Raw genomic sequence first — 8,660 nt, 5'->3', positions numbered from 1 at the left:
CCATCAAACGGCCCTGAAGGTCAACCAAACAAACCAATACCGTATCAATCTCGCCAGACGAAACCTCAGCCTTCAAATGCTCAAATGTCAGTGTCGCGCTCACGATGCGCCCTCCCTGATCGTGATATCGTTCAGCGCCGGTTCAAGCAGCGCCAGTATGTCCCGGGACATGTTGGCAACCTGTATTTCATTGCCCAAAAGATCATTGCGTACCTCGATCATCACATTGGCCAGCCCCCGGCTCAGCGCATGGAGACGGAGCGAATGCGTTACACCGTCAGCGGGGCCATAGGGCTGATTGCGTTCCGTGCGGCGATGCGGGATCTGATCCATATGATCCAGCATGGCATCGACCAGACGGCTGTCCTCGTCATGAAGAAGTCCAAGTTCAATCGCGCGCGGCTTACCAAAATAGACTGGCGTGAAGGAGTGAATAGTCACAACGACTGTATCCGGACCGCGCGCATCCAGAACCTGTGCAACAGCCTGACAGAACGGGGCATACACTGCCTGGGTGCGTGCATCGCGTTGCGATTGATCGAGGCCCACATTACCCGGCACTTCGATCAGTTCTGATTTCTTGGGCATTGCGCTTGCCGCCTCGGGCGGACGGTTGCAATCATAGACCAATCGCGAGACGGTCGAGGCCACGACTGGAGCATCGAGCGCTGTCGACAGCGCCCGTGTCAGCGCCATTGCGCCCGGATCCCAAGCAGCATGGCTGACGCGCGCGGATGCGGACAACCCCAAATCATCAAACTCTGCCGGAATGCGGTTGCTTGCATGTTCACACAGCAGAACGACGCGCCCAATGCCCGTCTCGTTCAGGATTTCGACTGATTCCGTCACCCTTTGACCTCGGTATCCGCATCCTGTTCCATCTGCGGCATTTCTTCGATCAGACGCGTTTCAAGCAACTGCCCATTGCGATACAAGATCGGATAGGCAACCGCCGCGATATGGCTGTTGAATTCGCGAAAGGCGCGCAGGGTTTCGAGGTGGATGTCACTGGTTTCAAAGCTTTCTGCGCTGCCATGTTGCAAGCGTTTAAGGTGGCGTTTGCGACTGTCACGCTCGGCCCGCTTGATTTCGGTTTTTTCCAGGCTCAGCAGACGCGCGCTTTCCAGATCGTCCGAGATCAGCACGTTCGAGGCCAGTTTCAGGTTGGCCACAATCCCCTCGTGCATTTCGACCAGCTCTGACCAACCTTCTTTCGAGAACGCGGCCCCCTTTTTGCGCATGTCATCCGCCAATGCCGTCAGGCGTTTGGCCACCACGTCGCCCGCGGTTTCCAGGCGAATGGCATATTCCATTAGGTCCCGCGCAATCTTGGCATTTTCCTTGCCGAACGCATCAGCGGGGATAGCCGCCACATATTGCCGGATACCAGAAAGGCAATCGTTCACATCAGTATCCATGTCCCGAATGGCCCGGATCTGCTCCTTGTCACCACTGCGATAGAGCTCCAGCGCAGGCCGGAACATCGAGCCAACCATATCGCTCATCCGCAGAAGCTCGCGTTTGAGGTTAGACAGGGCCTGATTGGGTCTGCTGAGGGAGTCGAGATCAAGTGCGCTGATCGGTTGCCCGGGCTGCGCGCTGCTTTCAGGACTTTTCGGATCGGGCAGCAGTTTTTCGAATGGCGCGCGCAGCATGCCGCAGAACGGCAGGGCCAGAACCAGAAGCGAGGCGTTGAAAATCAGATGTGCATTCACCAGCATCTGCCCGCCTTGCAGGTCGCCCAATACTCCGGTTCGCAGCGCCAGGTTGGCAGCAAACAGCGAGACAATTGACCAACTGCCCCGCAGCGCCAGATTAGCGAAGGGAATGCGCCTTGCAGACAGCGCCATGCCGCGTGTCAGCCAAACCGGGATGAACGCCGACCCGAAATTAGCACCCAACACCAGCGAGAGCCCGGCGGCAAACGGGATCGCCCCGATTTGCACCAGGGTCACGCACATCAAGATCGCAGCAACCGAAGAATGCATGACAAAGGCCAGCGCTCCACCGACTAGGAACGCTGTGATGTAATCACGCGCAAGATACTCGGCGATGGCGGGTAGAAAGGCGCTGTCACGGATTGGGTCCATCGCCTCGCGGAGAAAACGCAGTGAGATCAGGATGAATGCGACACCCATCAGAATACGGCCCAACTGGCGCGGTTTCTTGGCCTCTGTCTTGACGAACAGATAGCCGCCGACCGCAAGCAGTAGCGGCACCAACCAATCCAGTTTGAAGGACAGAACCTGAATGATCAGCGCCGAGCCGAGATCGCCACCCAGAACCATCGCGAGCCCGGTCGGAAAGGCCAACATCCCGCCCGCCGCAAATCCGGAGGTCAGCAATGCAACCGCGGCCGAGCTTTGCAAGACGACGGCCATTGTAAGCCCTACCATCGAGGCCTGCGCATAGCTGCGCTGCCCCGTCATCACCCGCTGAAACGATGCACCATAGCTACGCTCGATGCCCGTGCGCACCATGCGCACAGCGTAGAGCAGCAGCATCGTTGCACCAGCCAGACTTATGAGGAAACTGACAATCGCCATTCCGTTATCCGTTCACCAGATCAAGCAGCTCGGAATGCAGTTGCGGCGTGGCCGCCGATATGACTCGGCCGTCGGAGTTCAGACCTAGCGGCTTACCCTCCCAATCGCTCATGATCCCGCCCGCAGCTTCAACTACGGCGGAAACCGGCAGATAGTCATAAGGCTGCAGATCATAATCGATGACCGCATCAACATGGCCCATCGCAAGCAGTGCATGCGGGTAGCAGTCATAGGCAAAGCGTCGGGTCTGTCCCGAATTCATCAACCGATCAAACAGGGCCGGATGATCCCGGTAAATCTTGTCGCCTTCGTTGACGAAAAAAACTGCGTCGCTCAATTGGCGTGTAACGCTGACCGAGACAGGCTTGCCATTCAGTGTGGCCCCTTGACCTTTCATGCCGATCAGAAATTCGTTCAGGGCAGGCATGCCGATGACCCCCAATCGGGGAACACCATTCGTGAGATATCCCAACAGGAACCCAAACAACGGATGCCCCGACAGGAATGACCGGGTGCCGTCAATGGGATCTACAATCCAGACATTCTGCCGATCCTGACCTTCGAACCCCTGCTCTTCGCCAAAGATACCGTCATCTGGAAAGTTCTCAGCCAAATATTGTCGCACAACGGCCTCGACACCCTTGTCCGCCTGTGTGACCGGGCTTTCGTCCGCCTTGAACTCAACCCCCAAACGTCCCCGAAAGTACCCGCGCGCAGCCTGCGCGGCGATATTGGCGATTTCGGCGGCGTGAATCGCGATATCTGACGTACCTTCGGACGTTGCAACGGTATTTGGTGGGGTTAGCATCTGTTTTTGTCCCTCATTGCAATGCCTTAAGCAGTATTCAGAGACGCCGTCATGGTACAGGTAAACTGGATGACTAACGGATCGCCATTGCACATGGGTGTTCCGGTTGTATCGTCACTCTGCGATGCTGCATTACGCAACATCTTTTAAGCATCAACGTCACAAAACCCCACACAGTACAGCAACATTAACCCACAAAAAACAACTTATTCAACCAAATTATTCCGTTTTTGGTTGATTAGCGGTTTCGTTTGTGGATTTTTGAGCGGTGGGTATCGCCATTCCGAGGCAAAGCAGGCAATACCGCCGCGTAGTTTTGGCAGGAATACACGCGCAGGGCCAAGGATTCGGTTCAGCGATCAGGAGCACCGGGATATGACAGACAAACACAACGTCCTGTTTATCATTACCGACCAGATGCGGGCGGATTGTTTGTTTGGGGCATTGGAGGCCCATGTTGACCTGCCTCACATGCGCGTGTTGATGGAGGACAGTGTTTCTTTCACGCGGCACTTTTCCGTTACCAACCCCTGCGGGCCATCGCGCGCCTCATTGCTGACCGGGCAATACGCGATGAACCACCGGTCGGTACGAAACGGCACGCCCCTGCGCCACGATGCACCGACCATCGCCAGCGAGATGCGCAAGGCAGGGTATCTGCCGATGCTGTTTGGATATACCGACACATCACAGGACCCGCGCGTGTTTGATGCAAAAGACCCGGCGCTCAGGTCATATGAATTCCACATGGCCGGTTTTCAGGAAATGCTGGAAATGCGGTTGGAGATGTCATTCCCATGGCGTTCTCATCTGAAAAACCGTGGATATGAGTTCGAAAACTACATTGACGTGTTCAAACCGGTCGCACCCGATGGCGGCCAGCCTGCACTGAATGACCCGGCCTTCTACGCAGCCGAGGATAGCGATACCGCCTTTCTAACCGATCGGTTTCTGGAAACCATGCCGGCCTATGCGGATGATGACCGGGGATGGTTTGCACATCTGACCTACATTCGCCCGCATCCACCGCTGGTAGCCCCGGCACCATATAACCGAATGTATGACCCTGCCTCGCTACCATTGCCATCGCGGTTACTAACCGCCGAGGCCGAAGAGGCGTTGCATCCGTTTTTCGCTCCGGCACGGGCCAACAGCACGGTTGCCGGATTTGTTGAAGGCTTCCCGGACCTTGAACCTACGGACGAGGTAGTGCAGACGCTGCGTTCGATCTATCTGGGTCTTGCCACGGAGGTAGATCATCATATCGGCCGCGTGGTTTCGTTCCTGAAAGAGACCGGGCAGTATGACAACACATTGCTGGTGGTCACCGCAGATCATGGCGAGATGCTGGGGGATCGGCACAGTTGGGGTAAAATGTCGGTTTATGATGCGGCCTATCATACACCGTTGATCGTTCGCGTGCCCGATGGAGCCCGTGGCAAACGGGTCGAGGCACCAACGGAATCAATTGATATCGTTCCAACAATTCTCGATTGGGTCGGACAGGCAATACCGGATTCCATGAATGGGCAATCGCTGATGCCCTTCCTTCAGAGTGAATCCTCAACCCCGGTTGACTGGCGCCGCTATTCATTCTCGGAGCTGGACTTCGCTGATCCGCTGAACCCAACCCGCTGGCAACGTGATCTGGAAACGGGGCTGGAGGAAAGCTGCCTAAGCATCCTGCGCGACGACCGATTTACTCTGATCGAGTTCGCAGCCGACCTGCCGCCCATGCTGTTTGACAGTGAAGGGCAGGGTGAGATGGAGAACGTAGCAGAACATCCTGAACACGCCGCCACATTGGCGCGCATGACACGCGACATGTTGCGTCACCGGATGCGGAAAATGGACAAGACCCTGTCAAACTGGATGATCACCCCGGATGGTCCGCGCCATCCGTGACGTTCCTATATGGCTAAGGATCGTCAACCACCCCAGGTTACAGTCATCAGCATATCCTCGAACTCTGCGGTGTCGAAAAACAGCACGATCTCACCCGTTGGGCCTGCGGGTAACGGAACCGTCGCCAACTGACCAACCGCCAGATCGCCCAGTTCCGGTCGGCGGGTCAATGTGTCCTGAACCACACCTCCGTCGCTGGTATCAGAGCGATCAGACACCGTGATTGTTGCCGGAGCAGCATCCAGACTGCTTTCAGCAAAAAGATCGCACCGTTTGAGCGTCGTGAGGCGACCAGCCGACCAATAGGGATAGTGCTCGGGTCGGAGTGTCAACCGCAGCTCGTGACGCCCACCCGCAGCGGGTGTTTCGCGGCGGAAGCGTGCCCATTCTGTCGGGAACTCGTGCCGCAGTGAGAATAGCCGCACATTGCCCACAGTCCCGTCTGCCGCAATGTCGGACTTCAGTTGATCAACGGCTGCATTGCGCACAGGCCCACCGCCATCCCGCGCAGTGTAACGCAGGTGCAAGACGACGTCCGAGATCGTGTCATAGTCGAACTGTTGCGGATCGCCCTGCGTTGGGTCCGCCGGCAGCTCCAGCCGCCATTCGCTGACTGCGCCCACATTCTCGAATGGTAAATAGCGATCATCAGGCATGCCCTCGAACTGACCGGTTTCCATTTGCGCAGCACTGAACACATTGCTTTCGGCGCTGTGAATATCGGCGAAACGGTCGTCTTCGGGTCCCGTGCGAACGTAGCCATCCCCGATGTCCGGTCGCTGCCGGATGCTGCTCTTGAGATGCACGAGTTTCGCGTGGGTCCCAATATAGGGCCCGGACACGCAGGGCAGGCTGAGCGCAACACTCTTGATCCGGCGGAAGTAGTGGCCCGGCCCATCCAGATCGAACTGCGCCTCGGGGATTTTAAAGGTACACCGACCTGTTCTTCGCAGATTGACCAGGGCCAGCGGATCGATTTGTAGCAGGCTGACATGTTTGGTCAGCTCGTATTCGTTGCGGTTGTGTTCATGATACGCAAGCTCCATCCGCTTGACGTCCAGCAGCAGCGCCTCGCCGGAAAGAAGCCCCTTGCGACCGCCATCCCAATAGTTGAACTGCACCAGAGTTTTCTGATCCAGCTCGGGCCGCATCAGTTCGGCTTTCATGGTCTGCTCGGCACGCCGTGCGGTATCGAAGGCAAAGCGGTAATACTCGTAATACAGCTTTGACAGCTCGCCCTGCAGCCAGCCGTAAAGTTCTTCGTTGGTATACTTATCCTGCAGGAAATCGCGGGTCTGTTCGGTCAGACGGATTGCCTTTTTGACGTTCAGATATTCGCGATGCTGCGCCTGTTCCGCGATCAACGATGTCAGAATCTGACGCCCGATCTGCATCACATCATGGGCCGCCAGATTGTGCTGCAATATCCATTCGTCGGCGCGGCGTTCATAGGCGGCAGCGCGAGCCGCCATCCCGGCCTGATCACGGTTCCAATCCGCGATCATCCCGGATACATCCCCCGCGATCCGCATGACCGAGGACAGCACGGTTCCCACCTTAAAGTCGATGGTGCCACCGAGGCCCCAATAATGCAGGTCCAGTTTCGGGTCGGGGATCGGGGTAAGCGTTGCCGAGATCGAGTGGAACACCGATTTGGCCAACGTTGTGTCCCGGGCTATTGGCAGCAGGATGTTAAGTTCTTCATTCTCTTTTTTCGACAGGTGAAGGTCTCCGTCCCCGGTTTGGCCTGACGTCTGCGCGCCATCGCCATCGCCCGGACGCTCAAGATCGGGAAACTCCAGCCGCTGAACCGGGACGTCATATTGCGCAACAAGTGCTTCGTAGGCTTCGTCGAAATTGGCCTTTGTCAGGGTCTGACGGGTCAGCTCCAGGGTCTCGGGCGCATTTGGATCAGCTTCCTGACCCAGCAGGCGCTTGTAATAGTTCAATCGCTCAAGCGCCGCGCCACGACTGCCTATCAACGCTTGCGTCGCTGCCTCGGTGTTTTTCCATTGAAGGTAACGAAGATCGACCTGCAGTTTCTGCAAGCTGACTTCGTGACCTTGCCGCAACAGGGCCAGTGCCTCGGCGTCGCGTTTTTCCAAGGCGGTCAGCAACGCCGACCCGATATTGCGGACCTCTCCGGCCAATTCCGCCGCCTTCTCGATCAACACGCGCGAGCGGACGGGGCTGACCGGTTGATTCAAACCCGAAACGACAGAGCCGATATCCAGCCCAGCCGCCGCCGCCTTGACCAGCATTCCGGGATCGATCGGCGGGTCGAACAGGGCAAGCGGACGAACCTGCCCTTCGATATCCATACAGTTGCGGATTTTGAACAGACGGTCGGCAACCGTATCCCAATAACCCAGCAGCTTTTCATTATGCGGGATGCAGAAATACAACGTGCGGGCCATACCGAATAACGGCGCAGCGCTGTCGCTGGTGCCCGCACCTGTTGGCGTTGTGAAATTGAAGGGGAACGCGCCTTCAAGCTCGACCAATGCATTGCCCATCGGATCAAGCCCTTGCGCCCGAAGCTGCGCAAAGGTGCGTGGCGTGGTTGTTCCACCCGCAGGTGAACGCTGCGGCTTGTCGCCCAGCAAGTTCGAGGCGAGCACATAGATCTGCAGCGCTTCCATGATGGCTTCGCGCGTGAATTGCTGGAACAGGTTGTCACCCCAGGCAATCAGATTGTCGAGGTACTTCATCACCACGTGCATCATGAATGAAATCGTCCGTGTGCGCGCGACTGCAAAGGGCTGAAACGGGGTGTTTCGCACCGCTTCATACCCATTTAGGATCGCTTCTTTCTCGGCCAGCTCCGCGTCAGTGCATTCGTCGTTTGGTTTGCTGAGCAGGGTCAACAACGTATCGATGGATTGGGCTTCGCCCTCGCGAAAGGCAAGGAAACGCCAATAGCGTGTGGGCACCGGTACATCGGGGTCATTCTCGGTCGGATCGAAAATCAGATGGAACCAGCGTTGCGCTTCGGCGAAACGTTGGGTCTTGGACAAGTGCACCGCAATGGTCAGCGGCACATGGAACATCAGTTCCCAATTGTAGTTGGCATAAGGCCCACCCATCCGCGTGTCGATTTCCTTTGGGAACGAATGGATGTCGATCTTGTCGGTTTCCTGCGGGGAATAGAGGGAATTGAAGAATGACTTGCGCAAGCTTTTGTGAAACTCCGGGGACAACATCCCGGGCACACCCTGTATGTTCAGACGCTCGATCAACTCCGACACGAAGGGGTGGAAGAAGTTTTCAAACGTGTAGTCCCAGTGTTTTTCATAGCTGATAAGCTTGATCTTCTGGGGGCCGAAAATGTCCTGATCAAGCAGGTGATGATAGCCGTAAGTGCTGATCTTGCTGGTATCCATGATCAAAGTCCTTTCCGG

Annotated in this window: 5 protein-coding genes; 1 reads left to right on the top strand and 4 read right to left on the bottom strand. The window is 56.8% G+C overall.

What is annotated here, in order from left to right; translation table 11 throughout:
* Positions 1–99: 99 nt before the first annotated feature.
* From ACR0DE_RS20125 to ACR0DE_RS20115, 3 genes are read right to left on the bottom strand one after another with little or no spacing between them, the layout of a single operon-like run.
* Positions 100–849 (bottom strand): N-formylglutamate amidohydrolase, encoded by a 750-nt coding sequence (locus ACR0DE_RS20125; protein WP_480755005.1) that lies wholly within the window; start codon positions 847–849, stop codon positions 100–102.
* Positions 846–2,546 (bottom strand): Na/Pi cotransporter family protein, encoded by a 1,701-nt coding sequence (locus tag ACR0DE_RS20120; protein ID WP_170613574.1) that lies wholly within the window; start codon positions 2,544–2,546, stop codon positions 846–848. The genes ACR0DE_RS20125 and ACR0DE_RS20120 overlap by 4 nt, the downstream gene beginning before the upstream one ends.
* A gap of 4 nt (positions 2,547–2,550) precedes the next feature.
* Positions 2,551–3,354 (bottom strand): inositol monophosphatase family protein, encoded by an 804-nt coding sequence (locus ACR0DE_RS20115; protein WP_480755002.1) that lies wholly within the window; start codon positions 3,352–3,354, stop codon positions 2,551–2,553.
* Between the two features lie 375 nt (positions 3,355–3,729).
* Here ACR0DE_RS20115 and ACR0DE_RS20110 point away from each other — a divergent pair, with 375 nt between their 5' ends.
* Positions 3,730–5,259, top strand: a complete 1,530-nt coding sequence (locus ACR0DE_RS20110) for a sulfatase-like hydrolase/transferase (protein WP_480755000.1) — start codon at positions 3,730–3,732, stop codon at positions 5,257–5,259.
* Between the two features lie 23 nt (positions 5,260–5,282).
* Here ACR0DE_RS20110 and ACR0DE_RS20105 read toward each other — a convergent pair whose 3' ends face one another.
* Entirely contained in the window at positions 5,283–8,642 is a 3,360-nt protein-coding gene (locus tag ACR0DE_RS20105) for a Tc toxin subunit A-related protein (protein WP_480754998.1), read from the bottom strand.
* Positions 8,643–8,660 lie beyond the last annotated feature (18 nt).

This window comes from Ruegeria sp. C10 (assembly GCF_056537805.1).
Note: the sequence above shows the minus strand (reverse complement) of the source record. Positions and strands in the feature narration are given on the sequence as shown.

Coding starts and splice junctions, on each gene's coding strand:
- ACR0DE_RS20120 (WP_170613574.1), bottom strand. CDS start 2,546: ATGGCGATTGTCAGTTTCCTCATAAGTCTGGCTGGTGCAACGATGCTG.
- ACR0DE_RS20115 (WP_480755002.1), bottom strand. CDS start 3,354: ATGCTAACCCCACCAAATACCGTTGCAACGTCCGAAGGTACGTCAGAT.
- ACR0DE_RS20110 (WP_480755000.1), top strand. CDS start 3,730: ATGACAGACAAACACAACGTCCTGTTTATCATTACCGACCAGATGCGG.
- ACR0DE_RS20105 (WP_480754998.1), bottom strand. CDS start 8,642: ATGGATACCAGCAAGATCAGCACTTACGGCTATCATCACCTGCTTGAT.